The 13,679-nt window shown below is 57.9% G+C and carries 29 protein-coding genes; all 29 read left to right on the top strand.

What is annotated here, in order from left to right:
• A partial coding sequence (gene tuf / locus N3G78_08425; GenBank protein ID MCX8117939.1) for an elongation factor Tu occupies nt 1-262 on the top strand: 262 nt, incomplete at its 5' end.
• Between the two features lie 46 nt (nt 263-308).
• Nucleotides 309-617 carry a 30S ribosomal protein S10 gene (gene rpsJ, locus N3G78_08420; GenBank protein MCX8117938.1) on the top strand — a complete coding sequence of 103 codons (309 nt, stop codon included), beginning with the start codon at nt 309-311 and terminating at the stop codon, nt 615-617.
• Between the two features lie 14 nt (nt 618-631).
• Nucleotides 632-1,303, top strand: a complete 672-nt coding sequence (rplC, locus tag N3G78_08415; protein ID MCX8117937.1) for a 50S ribosomal protein L3 — start codon at nt 632-634, stop codon at nt 1,301-1,303.
• A gap of 13 nt (nt 1,304-1,316) precedes the next feature.
• Nucleotides 1,317-1,940: a 50S ribosomal protein L4 gene (gene rplD, locus N3G78_08410; GenBank protein MCX8117936.1), complete on the top strand. Its 624-nt coding sequence runs from the start codon at nt 1,317-1,319 to the stop codon at nt 1,938-1,940.
• Nucleotides 1,937-2,227, top strand: coding sequence for a 50S ribosomal protein L23 (locus N3G78_08405; protein ID MCX8117935.1), 291 nt, complete (start codon nt 1,937-1,939; stop codon nt 2,225-2,227). Before rplD ends, N3G78_08405 begins: the two co-directional genes overlap by 4 nt.
• Nucleotides 2,228-2,263: 36 nt before the next feature.
• Complete coding sequence (rplB, locus tag N3G78_08400; GenBank protein MCX8117934.1) at nt 2,264-3,079, top strand: 50S ribosomal protein L2; 816 nt, start codon at nt 2,264-2,266, stop codon at nt 3,077-3,079.
• Complete coding sequence (rpsS, locus tag N3G78_08395) at nt 3,079-3,369, top strand: 30S ribosomal protein S19 (GenBank protein MCX8117933.1); 291 nt, start codon at nt 3,079-3,081, stop codon at nt 3,367-3,369. The genes rplB and rpsS overlap by 1 nt, the downstream gene beginning before the upstream one ends.
• Nucleotides 3,370-3,407: 38 nt before the next feature.
• Nucleotides 3,408-3,740 carry a 50S ribosomal protein L22 gene (gene rplV, locus N3G78_08390; protein MCX8117932.1) on the top strand — a complete coding sequence of 111 codons (333 nt, stop codon included), beginning with the start codon at nt 3,408-3,410 and terminating at the stop codon, nt 3,738-3,740.
• A 73-nt stretch (nt 3,741-3,813) separates the two neighbouring features.
• Entirely contained in the window at nt 3,814-4,476 is a 663-nt protein-coding gene (gene rpsC / locus N3G78_08385; GenBank protein MCX8117931.1) for a 30S ribosomal protein S3, read from the top strand.
• Nucleotides 4,477-4,527: 51 nt separating this feature from the next.
• Nucleotides 4,528-4,944, top strand: coding sequence for a 50S ribosomal protein L16 (rplP, locus tag N3G78_08380; protein ID MCX8117930.1), 417 nt, complete (start codon nt 4,528-4,530; stop codon nt 4,942-4,944).
• On the top strand, nt 4,941-5,141 hold the full coding sequence (gene rpmC, locus N3G78_08375) for a 50S ribosomal protein L29 (protein ID MCX8117929.1): 201 nt from the start codon (nt 4,941-4,943) through the stop codon (nt 5,139-5,141). Before rplP ends, rpmC begins: the two co-directional genes overlap by 4 nt.
• Before the next feature lie 5 nt (nt 5,142-5,146).
• A complete protein-coding gene (rpsQ, locus tag N3G78_08370) occupies nt 5,147-5,404 on the top strand; it encodes a 30S ribosomal protein S17 (GenBank protein ID MCX8117928.1) in 258 nt (85 codons plus the stop codon).
• 74 nt (nt 5,405-5,478) lie between these two features.
• Nucleotides 5,479-5,847: a 50S ribosomal protein L14 gene (gene rplN, locus N3G78_08365; GenBank protein MCX8117927.1), complete on the top strand. Its 369-nt coding sequence runs from the start codon at nt 5,479-5,481 to the stop codon at nt 5,845-5,847.
• Nucleotides 5,848-5,867: 20 nt separating this feature from the next.
• Nucleotides 5,868-6,197 carry a 50S ribosomal protein L24 gene (gene rplX / locus N3G78_08360; protein ID MCX8117926.1) on the top strand — a complete coding sequence of 110 codons (330 nt, stop codon included), beginning with the start codon at nt 5,868-5,870 and terminating at the stop codon, nt 6,195-6,197.
• Between the two features lie 9 nt (nt 6,198-6,206).
• Nucleotides 6,207-6,746 (top strand): 50S ribosomal protein L5, encoded by a 540-nt coding sequence (gene rplE, locus N3G78_08355; protein MCX8117925.1) that lies wholly within the window; start codon nt 6,207-6,209, stop codon nt 6,744-6,746.
• Between the two features lie 65 nt (nt 6,747-6,811).
• Nucleotides 6,812-6,997 carry a type Z 30S ribosomal protein S14 gene (locus tag N3G78_08350; GenBank protein MCX8117924.1) on the top strand — a complete coding sequence of 62 codons (186 nt, stop codon included), beginning with the start codon at nt 6,812-6,814 and terminating at the stop codon, nt 6,995-6,997.
• Between the two features lie 17 nt (nt 6,998-7,014).
• Nucleotides 7,015-7,413 (top strand): 30S ribosomal protein S8, encoded by a 399-nt coding sequence (gene rpsH / locus N3G78_08345; GenBank protein ID MCX8117923.1) that lies wholly within the window; start codon nt 7,015-7,017, stop codon nt 7,411-7,413.
• Between the two features lie 124 nt (nt 7,414-7,537).
• The gene (gene rplF, locus N3G78_08340) at nt 7,538-8,074 is read left to right on the top strand and encodes a 50S ribosomal protein L6 (GenBank protein MCX8117922.1); all 537 of its coding nucleotides are present in this window, start codon (nt 7,538-7,540) and stop codon (nt 8,072-8,074) included.
• A gap of 21 nt (nt 8,075-8,095) precedes the next feature.
• Nucleotides 8,096-8,458, top strand: a complete 363-nt coding sequence (gene rplR, locus N3G78_08335; protein MCX8117921.1) for a 50S ribosomal protein L18 — start codon at nt 8,096-8,098, stop codon at nt 8,456-8,458.
• A gap of 119 nt (nt 8,459-8,577) precedes the next feature.
• On the top strand, nt 8,578-9,075 hold the full coding sequence (gene rpsE, locus N3G78_08330) for a 30S ribosomal protein S5 (GenBank protein ID MCX8117920.1): 498 nt from the start codon (nt 8,578-8,580) through the stop codon (nt 9,073-9,075).
• 13 nt (nt 9,076-9,088) lie between these two features.
• The gene (rpmD, locus tag N3G78_08325) at nt 9,089-9,301 is read left to right on the top strand and encodes a 50S ribosomal protein L30 (GenBank protein MCX8117919.1); all 213 of its coding nucleotides are present in this window, start codon (nt 9,089-9,091) and stop codon (nt 9,299-9,301) included.
• 3 nt (nt 9,302-9,304) lie between these two features.
• The gene (rplO, locus tag N3G78_08320) at nt 9,305-9,748 is read left to right on the top strand and encodes a 50S ribosomal protein L15 (protein ID MCX8117918.1); all 444 of its coding nucleotides are present in this window, start codon (nt 9,305-9,307) and stop codon (nt 9,746-9,748) included.
• Nucleotides 9,745-11,070, top strand: a complete 1,326-nt coding sequence (secY, locus tag N3G78_08315) for a preprotein translocase subunit SecY (GenBank protein ID MCX8117917.1) — start codon at nt 9,745-9,747, stop codon at nt 11,068-11,070. Before rplO ends, secY begins: the two co-directional genes overlap by 4 nt.
• 41 nt (nt 11,071-11,111) lie before the next feature.
• The gene (locus N3G78_08310) at nt 11,112-11,765 is read left to right on the top strand and encodes an adenylate kinase (protein MCX8117916.1); all 654 of its coding nucleotides are present in this window, start codon (nt 11,112-11,114) and stop codon (nt 11,763-11,765) included.
• A gap of 23 nt (nt 11,766-11,788) precedes the next feature.
• On the top strand, nt 11,789-12,007 hold the full coding sequence (infA, locus tag N3G78_08305) for a translation initiation factor IF-1 (protein MCX8117915.1): 219 nt from the start codon (nt 11,789-11,791) through the stop codon (nt 12,005-12,007).
• Nucleotides 12,008-12,010: 3 nt separating this feature from the next.
• Nucleotides 12,011-12,124, top strand: a complete 114-nt coding sequence (gene rpmJ / locus N3G78_08300) for a 50S ribosomal protein L36 (GenBank protein ID MCX8117914.1) — start codon at nt 12,011-12,013, stop codon at nt 12,122-12,124.
• Between the two features lie 100 nt (nt 12,125-12,224).
• Nucleotides 12,225-12,602 (top strand): 30S ribosomal protein S13, encoded by a 378-nt coding sequence (gene rpsM, locus N3G78_08295; protein ID MCX8117913.1) that lies wholly within the window; start codon nt 12,225-12,227, stop codon nt 12,600-12,602.
• A 24-nt stretch (nt 12,603-12,626) separates the two neighbouring features.
• A complete protein-coding gene (gene rpsK, locus N3G78_08290) occupies nt 12,627-13,016 on the top strand; it encodes a 30S ribosomal protein S11 (GenBank protein ID MCX8117912.1) in 390 nt (129 codons plus the stop codon).
• A gap of 35 nt (nt 13,017-13,051) precedes the next feature.
• Nucleotides 13,052-13,678: a 30S ribosomal protein S4 gene (rpsD, locus tag N3G78_08285; GenBank protein MCX8117911.1), complete on the top strand. Its 627-nt coding sequence runs from the start codon at nt 13,052-13,054 to the stop codon at nt 13,676-13,678.
• The last annotated feature ends 1 nt before the right edge of the window (nt 13,679 follow it).

Genomic DNA, 13,679 nt, shown 5'->3' with positions numbered 1-13,679 from the left:
GACGTACATTTTGACGAAGGAGGAGGGGGGGCGTCATACGCCGTTTTTTAGTGGGTATCGGCCTCAGTTTTATTTTCGGACGACGGATGTGACGGGGGTGGCGACGTTGCCGGAGGGGGTGGAGATGGTGATGCCGGGGGACAATGTGCAGTTGACGGTGGAGTTGATCACGCCCATTGCGATGGAGAAGGAGTTGCGGTTTGCCATCCGGGAGGGCGGACGAACCGTCGGCGCCGGCGTCATCAGCGATATCCTCGAATAGGAGCACCGGTCCGCCTGTTGACAGGTTGAGAGGAGAGGGAAAGGGAATGACAGCTCAGAAGATCAGGGTCAGCCTTAAATCCTACGACCATAAGCTGCTCGACAAGTCGACCGCGGAGATCGTCGACACGGTCAAACGGACGGGGGCCAGCGTGGCGGGCCCGATCCCTTTGCCGACCAAGATCAGCCGATACACCGTCCTGCGATCCCCTCACGTGGACAAAAAGTCGAGGGAGCAGTTTGAGATCCGGACTCATAAACGATTGCTCGATATCATCGAACCCACCCAGCAGACCGTCGACGCCCTGATGAAGCTCGATCTCCCCGCGGGGATCGACGTGGAGATCAAACTTTAAGGAAGGGAACGACCATGAAACGGACGCTCGGGATCATCGGTCGAAAGTTAGGGATGACCCAGATCTTTCAGGAAGACGGGTCGGTCGTTCCGGTCACCGTCGTGGAGGCCGGGCCCTGCTGGGTCACCCAGAAGAAGGTCAAAGAAAAGGACGGTTACGAGGCCCTCCAGCTCGGCTTTCTTCCGAAGAAGGAGAGACGAGTCAACCGACCTTTGGCCGGACATTTTAAGAGGGCCGGGACGCCTCCGTTCACCTACCTGAGGGAATTCCGCGTGGAGAGCACCGAGGGTTATGAGCTCGGCCAGGAGATCAACGTCGGTTCCCTCTTCAAACCGGGCGACCTCGTCGATGTGACCGGCCTCAGCAAAGGGAGAGGGTTTGCGGGCGTCATGAAACGGCATGGGTTTCACGGGGCACCGGGCTCCCACGGCACGCATGAATACTTTCGCCACGGCGGATCGGTCGGGGCCAATACCTACCCCCACCATGTCTTCAAAGGGAAGAAGATGCCCGGCCACTACGGCCATGCCCGGGTGACCCTACAGAACCTCACCATCCTGGAGGTGAGGGAGGAACGGAATCTCCTCCTCCTCAAGGGAAGCGTTCCAGGATGCCGCAATGGATGGCTTCTCATCCGAACGGCCACCAAGGCGAAGGAGAAGAAGGCGGCCGAGGCCTCCACGTGATGAAGGGGATGACATGAGCACATGCGCCGTCTATGACATCAACCAGCAGAAGCTCAGGGAAGTCGAGCTCGACGATCGAATCTTCGGGGCCAAAATCCACCCCACCCTCCTGCACGATTCGGTCCGGGCTCTGTTGGCGGCCAAGCGGAAGGGGACCGCGGCCACCAAAAACAAAGCCCTCGTTCGGGGAGGAGGGGCCAAACCCTATCGACAGAAGGGGACGGGCAGGGCTCGCGCAGGGAGCCGTCGCTCACCGCTCTGGAGGGGAGGAGGGACCATCTTCGGGCCCATGCCGAGGGATTACACCCTCTCCCTTCCCAAAAAGATGAGACGTGCCGCGCTCCTCTCCGCCCTGAGCTTGAAACGGCAGGAAGGGAAATTGATCCTCCTCGAGGAATTCCCCTCGAAGACGTTCAAGACCCGGGTGGTCGCCGAGATGCTTCGAAGGTTTCAGGTCAACGACGCCCTGATCGTCACGGACGGGCCCCACGTCTTCTTGGAGCGATCGGCTCGAAATATCCCTAAGGTCGAGGTCATCCGTTGGGAGAACCTCAACGTCTACGACCTGTTGAGGCACGATCACCTGATCTTATTGGCCCCGGCCCTCGAAAAGATAGAAGGGGTGTTTGCATCATGAAAGAACCTCAAAAGATCATCCTCAGGCCGTTGATCACGGAGAAGAGCACCTTCCAAAAGGAGGAGGCTCGACAATATGCCTTTGAGGTCGATCGGCATGCGAACAAGATCGAGATCAAGGAGGCCGTGGAACACCTCTTCAAAGTGAAGGTGGACAAAGTCCGTACCCTCAACGTCCTGGGCAAAGTGAAACGGCTGGGAAGGAAATACGGGAAGAGGCCAGACTGGAAGAAGGCCATCGTCACCCTGAGGGAGGGCGATCGGATCGAATTCTTCGAAGGAGCCTGATCGTGAGATCGGGGTCCGTGAACAGGGAGTGCAACGATGGGCATTAAAAAATACAGACCCACCTCTCCGGGAAGGCGGTTTCAAACCGTCTCCACCTTTGAGGAGATCACCACCACCACGCCCGAGAAGAGCCTCCTCCGACCCCTGAGGAAGACCGGGGGGAGGAACTGTTACGGGAGGATCACGGCCTGGCACCGGGGCGGCGGTCACAAGAGGATGTACCGGATCATCGATTTCAAACGGGACAAACGGGACATCCCCGCAAAAGTGGTCTCCGTCGAGTACGATCCCAATCGCTCCGCCCGGATCGCCCTGCTCCACTATGCGGACGGGGAGAAGCGATATATCCTCGCGCCCGATCAGTTGAAGGTGGGCGATCAGGTCATCGCCAGCCCCAATGCCGATATCAAACCCGGCAACGCCCTTCCCCTTCGAAACATCCCCACGGGGACGCTGATCCACAATGTGGAGCTGAAGATCGGGAAGGGGGGCCAGATCATCCGAAGCGCGGGGACGAGCGGCCAGCTGATGGCCAAAGAGGGCAAATATGCCCATGTCAAGCTCCCCTCGGGCGAGGTTCGGTTGATTCACCAGGACTGCTATGCCACGATCGGCCAGGTGAGCAACTTCGAGCATGAGAATATCTCGTGGGGAAAGGCCGGCCGGGCGCGATGGCGGGGCTGGCGGCCGGTGACCCGTGGCGTGGCCATGAACCCGATCGACCATCCCCTCGGCGGCGGAGAAGGGAAGAGCTCCGGCGGTCGACATCCCTGCACCCCTTGGGGAGTCCTCGAGAAGAAGACGCGCAAGAACAAACGGACGGATAAGTATATTCTGAAGAGGAGAGATTGATGGCTCGGTCGATCAAAAAGGGGCCCTTTGTGGATGGTCACCTGAGGAAGAAGATCGAAGAGGCCCGACGTTCCAAAGAAGGAAAGGTCATCAAAACCTGGTCAAGGCGGTCTACCATCATCCCGGAAATGGTCGGCTTGACCTTTGCCGTCCACAACGGGAGGAAATTCATCCCGGTCTTCGTCACCGAAGAGATGGTGGGACATAAACTGGGAGAATTCTCGCCCACCCGGACCTTCCATGGCCACTCGGGAGATCGGAAGACGAAGGTGAAAGGGAAGACGGCCTAACCCCAACCCCTTCGGATTGGGATTAAAGGTGGGACAAGATGGAAGTTCGAGCCAGATTGAGATTTGTGCGGGTCGCCCCGCGAAAGGCCAGATTGGTGGCCGATCTGATTCGAGGAAAGGGCACCGAAGAGGCGGTCCAGATCCTCTCTTTTACCAAGAAAATGGCGGCGAAAATCGTCCTGAAATTGCTCAAATCGGCCATCGCCAACGCCACGCAAAAGAAGAACATCGACATCGACCGTCTCTTCGTCAAACGGATCACCGTGGATCAGGGAGTGACCTGGAAGCGATATCTGCCCCGGGCCCTCGGCCGGGCCACGCTCATTCGAAAGCGGACGAGCCACATCACCATCGTCCTCGACGAGAAATGAAGCCCTGAAGAGAAGGGATCGAGGAGGGGTCCCCCCTGAAGGGGAAGAGGATCCCGTGAAAGGAGGCCAAGCATTGGGTCAGAAAGTCCATCCGATAGGGTTTCGACTGGGGTTCATCAAGACCTGGGATTCCCGATGGTTCGCTGGGAGGGACTATCCCCAGCTTCTCATCGAGGATATTCAGGTCCGCAATTATCTGAAGAAAAAACTCTATCACGCCGGGGTCTCCAAGATCGAGATCGAACGGGCGGCCAGCAAGGCCAAGAAGATGAAGGTGACGATCTGGACGGCCCGTCCGGGGATCATCATTGGAAAAAAAGGGGCGGAGGTCGAAAACCTCAAAAAAGAATTGCAGAAGATGACCCAGAAGGAGGTCATCGTCAATATCCAGGAGGTGAAACGGGCGGAGACGAATGCCCAGCTGGTGGCCGAGAATGTCGCCCTTCAGCTGGAGCGGCGGGTGGGGTTTAGGAGGGCGATGAAAAAGGCGGTCTCCTCCGCCATGAAGCTCGGGGCCAAGGGGATCAAAATCGCCGTCTCGGGAAGGCTCGGTGGGGCGGAAATGGCCCGCCATGAGCGTTACCTCGAAGGTCGGGTCCCCCTCCACACGCTGCGGGCGGATATCGATTTCGGCCTGGCCGAGGCGAAGACCACCTACGGGGTCATCGGGGTCAAGGTCTGGATCTTTCACGGAGAGACCTATGTTCAGAGAGAGGGAGAGGAGAGGCCCCTCTAACCCCTCCTCGGGACGATGTTTCCGGACCTCCGGATTAAGGGGAAATGACCTATGTTGATGCCGAAGCGAACGAAATACCGGAAGATGCAGAAGGGGAGGATGAAAGGGGTCGCCTCCAGGGGAAACAAACTTCATTTCGGCGAATTCGGCCTCCAGGCGATGGAATGCGGATGGTTGACCTCACGCCAGATCGAGGCCGCCCGGATCGCCATGACCCGATTCATCAAGAGGACCGGCCGGATCTGGATCCGGATCTTTCCGGACAAACCCATCACCAAGAAACCCGCCGAGACCCGCATGGGAAAGGGAAAAGGCCCCCCTGAAGACTGGGTGGCCGTCATCCGGCCTGGAAGGATCCTCTATGAGATGGAAGGGGTGCCTGAGGAAAGGGCAAAGGAGGCCTTTCTGCTGGCCTCCCATAAATTGCCCATCTCCACAAGGTTCGTCACAAGGGGGAGCCGTCCATGAAGGCCAAAGATCTCCGGTTGTTGAGCGAAGGGGAGCTGATCCAGAAGGAGAGGGAGCTTCAAGAGGAACTCTTCAACCTGAGATTCCAGCACGCCACCGGGCAGCTGGAAAATACGATGCGGATCCCCCAGGTGAAAAAGGACATCGCCAGGATCAAGACGATCTTAAGGGAGAAGGCCCTTAACCAAGGAAAGTGAGGCCCATGGCAGAGCGAGGAAAGAGAAAAACGTTAACGGGCGTCGTCTCCAGCGACAAAATGGACAAGACGGTCGTCGTCATGGTCAACCGTCTCGTCCTCCATCCTGTTTATAAAAAGTATGTCCGAAAGAGAAAGAAGGTCAAGGCCCACGACGAGAAGAACGAATGCAAGGTCGGCGATCGGGTTCTGTTGATCGAGACCCGTCCCCTCAGCCGCGAAAAGCGGTGGCGGGTCAAGGAGATTCTCGAACGGGCCACCTGATCTTCGTCGGAGGCCGAAAGGGGGATGTCGAAAGGGATGGCCTCCAGCCCTCCCTTTCCATCGAGGGGTTCACCATGATCCAGATGCGAACGATTCTTGATGTGGCGGACAATTCGGGAGCCAAACGCCTGGGGTGCATCAAAGTCCTCGGGGGAACCAAAAGGAAATATGCCACCCTGGGAGATGTCATCATCGTTTCGGTCAAGGATGCTCTGCCCAACTCCAAGATCAAGAAGGGGGATGTGGCCAGGGCCGTGATCGTCCGGACCAAAAAGGAGGTCAAACGTCCCGATGGCTCCTACATCAAATTTGACGACAACTCGGCGGTTTTGATCAACCCTCAGGGGGAGCCGATCGGGACCCGAATCTTTGGGCCGGTGGCCAGGGAGTTGAGGGCGAAACGTTTCATGAAGATCATCTCGCTCGCCCCAGAGGTTCTCTGAAGGGTGGAAAGGAACAGGGCATGGTCGCTTCGAGAAGCTATATCAAAAAGAATGACCTGGTCATGGTCATCCACGGTCGGGAGAAAGGGAAGAGCGGACGGGTGTTGAGGGTCTTGCCGGAAAAAGGGAGGGTGGTCGTCGAAAAGATCAACTTCATCAAACGCCATACCCGTCCCCACGGACAACAGAAACGAGGCGGGATCCTCGAAAAGGAGGCCCCCCTCCACCTCTCGAATGTGATGCTTCTCTGCGAAAAGTGTAACAAGCCAGTGCGGATTGGCCATCGTTTCATCGAGGGGGGGAAGAAGGTCCGGTACTGTAAAAAATGCGGTGAAATCTTTGACAAATAGGGAGATGCGATGCCCAAATTGAAAGAGATCTATCAGGAACAGGTCGTCCCGGCCCTGATGAAGCGTTTCCAATACCGGAACCGGATGGAGGTCCCTCGGCTGGACAAAATCGTGATCAACATGGGATTGGGGGAAGCCATCCAGAACATCAAGATCCTGGACTCCGCCGTTCAGGAGCTGACCCTCATCACTGGGCAGAAGGCGGTGATCACCAAGGCCAAAAAGTCGATTGCCCAGTTCAAGCTGAGGGCTGGGATGCCCATCGGGGTCAGGGTCACCCTCCGGAAGGACCGGATGTATGAATTCTTCAATCGCCTCGTCAACGTGGCCCTTCCGAGGGTGAGGGACTTTAAAGGGGTCTCCTCGAAATCCTTCGATGGACGGGGGAACTTCGCCTTGGGCGTCAAGGAGCAGCTCATCTTTCCGGAGATCCATTACGACAAGATTGACAAGGTCAAGGGGATGAACATCGTCATCAACACCACCGCCAAGACCGACGAGGAGGGGAAAGAGCTCTTGAGGCTGCTCGGGATGCCCTTCAGGAATTAATCCGATGGAGGGTCGGGCCTTGAGGGACCCCGCCCTCCACCGATCTTCGAACGGGGGAAAGACCATTGGCCAGATTAGCCCTGATGAATAAAGCCAAGCGAAAGCAGAAATTCAAGGTCCGCCAATACAACCGTTGCCCTCTCTGCGGAAGGGCTCGGGCGTTTCTGCGAAAATTCAGCATGTGTCGCCTCTGTTTCAGAAAACATGCCTCCCGCGGAGAGATCCCGGGAGTGATCAAGGCGAGCTGGTAACCTGAACGGAGTCCTCTATGTCGATGACCGATCCATTGGCCGATATGTTCACGCTCATCCGAAATGCCTCCAAGGCCCGATTCGAAAGCGTCGATATCCCCTACTCCAAGTTGAAACACGAGATCGCCAAGATCCTGAAGGAGGAGGGCTTCATCACCCACTTCAAGGTGTTGAAAGGGGAAAAGGATCACCCGGTGATCCGCATCGTCCTCAAGTACGATGCAAACCGAAAGGGATTGATCCACATCCGCCGCATCAGCAAGCCTGGCCGGAGGGTCTATGTGGGAACCGATCGAATCCCCTCCCCGATGAGCGGCCTGGGGATCTCCATCCTCTCCACCTCCAAGGGCGTGCTGACCGACAAGGGGGCGAGAAAATTCCATGTGGGCGGTGAGGTGTTGTGTTATGTCTGGTGATCTCGAAATTCGGAGCCCGGAGGAGGAAAATCCGAAGCCGGGGTCCCTTGCGGCCTGGCCCTCCTCGGAAGGCCTGTTTCGGATCCGCCTCTGAGGCGACGATATTCGGATGTGAGGAGTGGCTATGTCTCGTATCGGAAGAATGCCCATCCCCCTGCCGAAGGATGTGAAGGTCTCCCATGACCCATCGAAGATCGAGGTCTCGGGGCCCAAAGGGACGCTCTCCCTTCCCATCCCCCGCGGGATCCTGGTCTCGGTGGATGGCGGGAAGATCTTGGTTCAGAAGGAACGGGAGGAAAGGACCCTCAAGGCCCTCCACGGCCTCACCCGCAGCCTGATCGCCAACATGGTGACGGGCGTGACCCAGGGTTTTGAAAAGAGACTGGAGATCGTCGGCGTGGGCTATCGGGCTGATGTCCAAGGCAACACCCTCAAGCTCTCCCTCGGGTTTTCCCACCCGGTCCTCTTTCCCATTCCGGAAGGGATCAAAATGGAGGTGGAGAAACAGACCCTGATCACCGTAAGGGGGGTGGATAAAGAGCTGGTCGGGAATACCGCTGCCAAAATTCGGGCGATCAAGCCTCCCGAACCCTACAAGGGAAAGGGGATTCGCTATCTCGGGGAAAAGATTCGCAAGAAAGTCGGCAAGACGAAAGCCTAAAGAGAAGGAAGTCGGAACGATATGGTACCGAAGAAGATCTTGGCAAGGAGGAAGCGAAAGAGGAGGGTCAGAAGCCGGATACGAGGGACGGCCGAACGGCCTCGCCTCAATGTCTTCAGGAGCCTGAAGCATATCTATGCCCAGGCCATCGTCGATACCACGGGCCGGACCGTGGCCAGTGCCTCCACCCTCAGTCCGGAGCTCCGGGGAACCCTTCGGGCGACGGGAAACGTGGAAGCCGCCAAGAAGGTCGGGGAGCTCATCGCCAAGAAATGTCTGGAGAAGGGGATACAGAAGGTCGTCTTTGACCGAAACGGATATCTCTACCACGGAAGGGTGAAGGCCCTGGCCGAAGCCGCAAGGGCAGGAGGGCTCATCTTTTGACCGGGAGGGCCCTTGCGGAACAGCCCCATCGTCCAAAAGGGATTGGAAGAGGATCCTCTTAAGGACATTCCGCAACTCCGGGCCCGTCCCTCGGAAATCCTTCTCGGGAGGGAGCGACATTGCCAAAGATTGATCCAAGCACGTTGGAGTTGACAGACCGGGTCGTGGACATTCGCCGGGTGGCCAAAGTGGTCAAAGGCGGCAGGCGGTTCAGTTTCAGCGCCCTGGTCGTCGTGGGCGATGGCCAAGGCCATGTGGGAAGTGGCATGGGAAAGGCGAACGAGGTCCCGGAGGCCATCCGGAAGGCGGTGGAACATGCGAAGCGGAGCTTGATCAAAGTCCCCCTGGTCAACAAGACCATCCCGTATGAGGTCATGGGCAAATTTGGAGCCTCCAAGGTCCTCTTGAAGCCCGCATCGGAGGGAACGGGGGTGATCGCAGGCGCCGCGGTGAGGGCCATTGCGGAGTCGGCCGGCATCGAAAACATTCTGACCAAATCCCTTGGGTCCAACAACCCCTACAATTTGGTGAAGGCCACGATGGCGGCCATCAGCCAGTTGAAATACCCGGAGGAGGTTCTTCAGATGAGGAAGGCCTCCAAGGAGAATCCAAGCTGAGAGGTCAGGGATCATGACGGCGCAAACCGAGGGAGAGAGAAGGATTCGGGTGAGATGGAAACGGAGCGTCATCGGCCGACCGGAACCGCAGAAGAGGATCATCAAGGCCCTCGGATTCAAACGACTGAACCAGGTCCGACTCCTTCCGGATCATCCGACCATACGGGGCATGATCCAGCAGGTTCCCCATCTCGTCGAATTGATCGACCAAGGAGAAGAGGCATAGGCGATGAGACTTTCTGAACTGAAACCCGCGGAGGGATCGAGGAAGAAGAGGAAACGGGTGGGAAGGGGGCCCGGGTCTGGCCACGGCAAGACCGCCTGCAAGGGCCATAAAGGCCAGCGGGCTCGGTCCGGCGGAGGTCCCAAGGCCGGATTTGAGGGTGGCCAGATGCCGCTTCAGAGGCGGCTGCCCAAGCGGGGGTTCCGGAACCCCTTCAAGGAGAAGGTCTCCATCATCCATCTCCGGGACCTCAACCGCTTCGAAAAAGATGCGATCGTTGACCCGGAACGCTTGGTCGCCGCCGGTCTCTGTCGAAAAGGGGAGACGATCAAACTCCTCTCCGACGGGGACCTTGAACATCCGATGACGATCCGGGTCCACCGGGCAAGCCTGGCCGCGGTCAAAAAAGTGGAGCAGGCCTCCGGAAAGGTGGAGGTCATCAGGTCATGATCTCGGGGGCTCAGACCATTTTCAAGATCCCGGAGTTGAAGCGAAGGATTCTGATGACCTTCCTCTTTCTGGCCATCTATCGCATCGGGGTTCACATCCCGACGCCTGGGATCAACGGCGATGCCCTCGCCTCTTTCTTCGCCCATGCGAGGGGGACCCTCTTCAGCCTCATCGACATGTTCTCGGGAGGGGCCTTGGAGCGGCTCTCCGTCTTCGCCTTGGGCATCATGCCCTATATCAGCGCCTCGATCATCCTCCAGCTGCTCACCGTGGTCATCCCCTACCTCGCCCAGCTCCAGAAAGAGGGGGAGTTGGGGAGGAGGAAGATCGTCCAATACACCCGCTACGGAACCGTCCTCCTCAGCATGATCCAAGGATTCGGCATCGCCGTCGGCCTCGAGAACATGACGGGCGCGGCGGGCGAGATGGTCGTCCTCAACCCCGGGTGGTCCTTCCGTCTCCTGACCGTCATCACCCTGACCGCGGGAACGGCGTTCCTCATGTGGCTCGGGGAGCAGATCACCGAACGGGGCATCGGGAACGGAATCTCCCTCATCATCTTTGCCGGGATCGTCGCCAGGCTCCCCAACGCGATCGCCACCACCTATGAACTGTTCCGGGTGGGACAGCTCGGCCTCGTCACCATCCTCTTTCTGATCGTCCTGATGGTCGCCGTCATCGCCGCCATCATCTTCGTCGAGACGAGTCAGAGGAGGCTTCCGGTCCAGTATGCCAAACGGATCGTAGGGAGGAGGGTCTACGGCGGGCAAAGCACCCATCTCCCCCTCAAATTGAATACCGCTGGGGTCATCCCTGCGATCTTCGCCTCCTCGATCCTGATGTTTCCTCTCACGATCGCCAATTTCCTGCCCAAGCCCTGGGTGGAATCCCATTCTTGGATCCAGGCCATCCTCCACAGTCTTTCTCCAAACGCGCTCCTTTATAACCTCCTCTATGTCGGATTCATCATCTTCTTCTGTTTCTTCTACACGGCCGTCACCTTCAACCCGGCGGATGTCGCTGAAAACATGAAGAAGTTCGGAGGGTATATCCCTGGCATCCGCCCCGGCCAAAAAACGGCGGAATATATCGATAAGGTCCTGACCCGGATCACCTTGGGGGGGGCCCTCTATGTGGCAGCGGTCTGTGTTCTCCCGACCATTCTGGTCAGTCGGTTCAATGTCCCCTTCTACTTTGGAGGGACCGCGCTCCTCATCGTGGTGGGGGTGGCCCTCGATACGGTTCAGCAGATCGAGGCCCATCTGTTGACCCGACACTACGAAGGCCTGATGAAAAAAGGGAAGCTCAAGGGGAGACGTTAGGTTCCTTTCATTCGGATGGGACGGGCGATGAGGGTATTTCGATGAATCTCATTCTGTTAGGCCCCCCTGGGGCTGGGAAAGGGACGCAGGCCCAGAGGATCGTCGGCCATTTTCACATCCCCCAGATCTCCACCGGCGACATCCTCCGGGCCGCGGTGAGGGAGGCCTCCCCTTTAGGGATTCGGGCCAAGCAGTTCATGGATCGGGGGGAGCTCGTCCCGGATGAGGTGGTCATCGGCATCATCGAGGAGCGGCTTAAGGCCGACGACTGCCAGGCCGGTTTCATCCTCGACGGTTTCCCGAGGACCCTCCCCCAGGCGGAGGCCCTCCAGTCCCTCCTGGCCAAGCTCGGAAAGAGGATCGACCATGTCCTCAACATCGAGGTCGAAACGGATGAGTTGGTGAGGCGATTGACCGGGAGGCGAACCTGCAGGGAGTGCGGGGCGATGTTTCATGTCCTCTTCCATCCCCCGAAGAAGGACAATCTCTGCGACCGATGCGGCGGTGCCCTCTATCAGAGGGAGGATGATCGGGAGGAGGCGATTCGAACCCGACTCGAGACCTATGAGCGGCAGACCGCTCCCCTCATCCAGTATTATCGAGACCGAAACCTCCTCCGGTCGATCCAAGGGCAGGGCGAGGCAGAGCACATTTTCCAACAGATCCTTCGTCTCCTCCAGGCCACGCCTGGATGAAAGGCGAAAGGGAGAAGCCATCGATGCCGAAAGAAGAGGCCATTCAGGTTGAAGGAAAGGTTCTCGAGACGCTTCCCAACGCCATGTTCCGGGTGGAGCTGGAAAACGGGCACAAGGTGCTCGCCCATATCTCTGGAAAGATGAGAATGCACTTTATCAAGATCCTCCCCGGAGATAAAGTGACGGTCGAACTGTCTCCCTATGACCTCACCCGGGGAAGGATCATCTACCGGGAGAAATAGAACGTGAAAGTGAGAGCCTCAGTCAAAAAGATCTGCGACAAATGTAAAATCGTCCGGCGAAAACGGGTGGTCCGGGTCATCTGCGAGAATCCGAAGCACAAACAGAGACAGGGCTAAAAGACGATAGGGGTTGGGGGCCTCTCGGGCCTTTGCCCGGACATAGGGCACGGGGGCCGGAGCAATCTTTCAACCCCAAACGGCGACGAAGGAGCATATCATGGCACGAATTGCGGGTGTCGATCTTCCCAAGGACAAGCGGGTGGAGATCGCCCTCACCTACATCTATGGGATCGGAAGGCCCTCGGCCAACAAGATCCTTGAAAAGGCCAAGGTGAACAAGGATACGAAGGTCCATCAGTTGACCGAAGCCGAGGTCGTTCGGATCCGGGAGATCATCGATCAGGAATACAAGGTGGAGGGAGACCTCAGGAGAGAGGTGGCGACCAACATCAAGCGTTTGATGGACATCGGGTCCTATCGGGGGCTCCGCCATCGCCGATCCCTTCCGGTGCGGGGCCAGAGGACTCATACCAATGCCCGGACCCGGAAAGGCCCGCGCCGGGCCATCATCGGAAAGAAGAAAGAGAAGGAGTAGCCCTGAACGCCACGAGGAGGAGATATGGCCACTGCTCCAGGGAGCAAAAAGAAGAAGGTAAAGAAGAATATCCAGTCGGCCATCGCCCACATCCAGGCCACCTTCAACAATACCATCATCACCATCACGGACCACGAGGGGCGGGTCATCTGCTGGTCGAGCGCGGGGACCCAGGGATTCAAAGGGTCCCGCAAGAGCACTCCCTTCGCTGCCCAGATGGCCGCAGAAGATGCCGCCAAAAAGGCCATGGAGCATGGCGTCCGGACCATCGACGTTTATGTGAAAGGTCCTGGGGCGGGCAGGGAATCGGCCCTCCGCTCGCTTCAGGCCACGGGGTTGAAGGTCCATATGATCAAGGATGTGACACCGATCCCCCATAACGGATGTCGTCCGCCCAAACGGAGGCGCGTCTAAGAAGGGGAGAAACGAATTTCATCGAGGAGGAGACTTTGGCCAGATATACCGCTTCGGTTTGTCGACTCTGTCGGAGGGAGAACCTGAAACTCTTTCTCAAGGGAGAGAGGTGTTATACCGAAAAATGTGCCTTTGAGCGAAGAGGTTATGCGCCCGGCCAACATGGGCAGAGTCGAAAAAAGGCTACCGACTACGGGGCCCAGTTGAGAGAGAAACAGAAGGTGAAGAGGGTCTATGGTCTTTTGGAAAGACAGTTCCGAAACACCTTCAAGGAGGCCGATCGCCGCAAAGGGATCACCGGAGAGATCCTGCTCCAGCTTCTCGAACGTCGCCTGGACAATGCCGTCTACCGGCTCGGGTTCGCCAGTTCGAGGAACGAGGCCCGCCAGCTGGTCCGACACAACCACTTCCTCGTCAACCAGACCAAGGTCAATATCCCTTCCTACCTCCTGAAGCCCGGGGACGTCATCTCCGTGCGGGAAAAAAGCAAGCATCTGACCCGCATCCAGGAGGCCCTGGAAGCCGTGGCCCGGCGAGGAGTGCCCTCTTGGTTAGAATTAGAGAAAGAGCAGATGAGAGGGACGGTGAAGGCCCTTCCTTCCCGAGAGGACATCACCCTGCCCATCCAGGAGAAGTTGATCGTCGAGCTCTACTCCAAATAAA

The sequence above is a fragment of the Thermodesulfobacteriota bacterium genome (genome assembly GCA_026415035.1).
Taxonomy (GTDB): Bacteria; Desulfobacterota; BSN033; order BSN033; family UBA1163; genus RBG-16-49-23.
This window is presented reverse-complemented; position numbering and strand designations above follow the sequence as displayed.

What these genes read in the sequence shown, in the direction of transcription:
- rpsJ (MCX8117938.1), top strand. Translation starts at nt 309, where the DNA reads ATGACAGCTCAGAAGATCAGGGTCAGCCTTAAATCCTACGACCATAAG.
- rplC (MCX8117937.1), top strand. Translation starts at nt 632, where the DNA reads ATGAAACGGACGCTCGGGATCATCGGTCGAAAGTTAGGGATGACCCAG.
- rplD (MCX8117936.1), top strand. Translation starts at nt 1,317, where the DNA reads ATGAGCACATGCGCCGTCTATGACATCAACCAGCAGAAGCTCAGGGAA.
- N3G78_08405 (MCX8117935.1), top strand. Translation starts at nt 1,937, where the DNA reads ATGAAAGAACCTCAAAAGATCATCCTCAGGCCGTTGATCACGGAGAAG.
- rplB (MCX8117934.1), top strand. Translation starts at nt 2,264, where the DNA reads ATGGGCATTAAAAAATACAGACCCACCTCTCCGGGAAGGCGGTTTCAA.
- rpsS (MCX8117933.1), top strand. Translation starts at nt 3,079, where the DNA reads ATGGCTCGGTCGATCAAAAAGGGGCCCTTTGTGGATGGTCACCTGAGG.
- rplV (MCX8117932.1), top strand. Translation starts at nt 3,408, where the DNA reads ATGGAAGTTCGAGCCAGATTGAGATTTGTGCGGGTCGCCCCGCGAAAG.
- rplP (MCX8117930.1), top strand. Translation starts at nt 4,528, where the DNA reads ATGTTGATGCCGAAGCGAACGAAATACCGGAAGATGCAGAAGGGGAGG.
- rpmC (MCX8117929.1), top strand. Translation starts at nt 4,941, where the DNA reads ATGAAGGCCAAAGATCTCCGGTTGTTGAGCGAAGGGGAGCTGATCCAG.
- rpsQ (MCX8117928.1), top strand. Translation starts at nt 5,147, where the DNA reads ATGGCAGAGCGAGGAAAGAGAAAAACGTTAACGGGCGTCGTCTCCAGC.
- rplN (MCX8117927.1), top strand. Translation starts at nt 5,479, where the DNA reads ATGATCCAGATGCGAACGATTCTTGATGTGGCGGACAATTCGGGAGCC.
- rplX (MCX8117926.1), top strand. Translation starts at nt 5,868, where the DNA reads ATGGTCGCTTCGAGAAGCTATATCAAAAAGAATGACCTGGTCATGGTC.
- rplE (MCX8117925.1), top strand. Translation starts at nt 6,207, where the DNA reads ATGCCCAAATTGAAAGAGATCTATCAGGAACAGGTCGTCCCGGCCCTG.
- rpsH (MCX8117923.1), top strand. Translation starts at nt 7,015, where the DNA reads ATGTCGATGACCGATCCATTGGCCGATATGTTCACGCTCATCCGAAAT.
- rplF (MCX8117922.1), top strand. Translation starts at nt 7,538, where the DNA reads ATGTCTCGTATCGGAAGAATGCCCATCCCCCTGCCGAAGGATGTGAAG.
- rplR (MCX8117921.1), top strand. Translation starts at nt 8,096, where the DNA reads ATGGTACCGAAGAAGATCTTGGCAAGGAGGAAGCGAAAGAGGAGGGTC.
- rpmD (MCX8117919.1), top strand. Translation starts at nt 9,089, where the DNA reads ATGACGGCGCAAACCGAGGGAGAGAGAAGGATTCGGGTGAGATGGAAA.
- rplO (MCX8117918.1), top strand. Translation starts at nt 9,305, where the DNA reads ATGAGACTTTCTGAACTGAAACCCGCGGAGGGATCGAGGAAGAAGAGG.
- secY (MCX8117917.1), top strand. Translation starts at nt 9,745, where the DNA reads ATGATCTCGGGGGCTCAGACCATTTTCAAGATCCCGGAGTTGAAGCGA.
- N3G78_08310 (MCX8117916.1), top strand. Translation starts at nt 11,112, where the DNA reads ATGAATCTCATTCTGTTAGGCCCCCCTGGGGCTGGGAAAGGGACGCAG.
- infA (MCX8117915.1), top strand. Translation starts at nt 11,789, where the DNA reads ATGCCGAAAGAAGAGGCCATTCAGGTTGAAGGAAAGGTTCTCGAGACG.
- rpsM (MCX8117913.1), top strand. Translation starts at nt 12,225, where the DNA reads ATGGCACGAATTGCGGGTGTCGATCTTCCCAAGGACAAGCGGGTGGAG.
- rpsK (MCX8117912.1), top strand. Translation starts at nt 12,627, where the DNA reads ATGGCCACTGCTCCAGGGAGCAAAAAGAAGAAGGTAAAGAAGAATATC.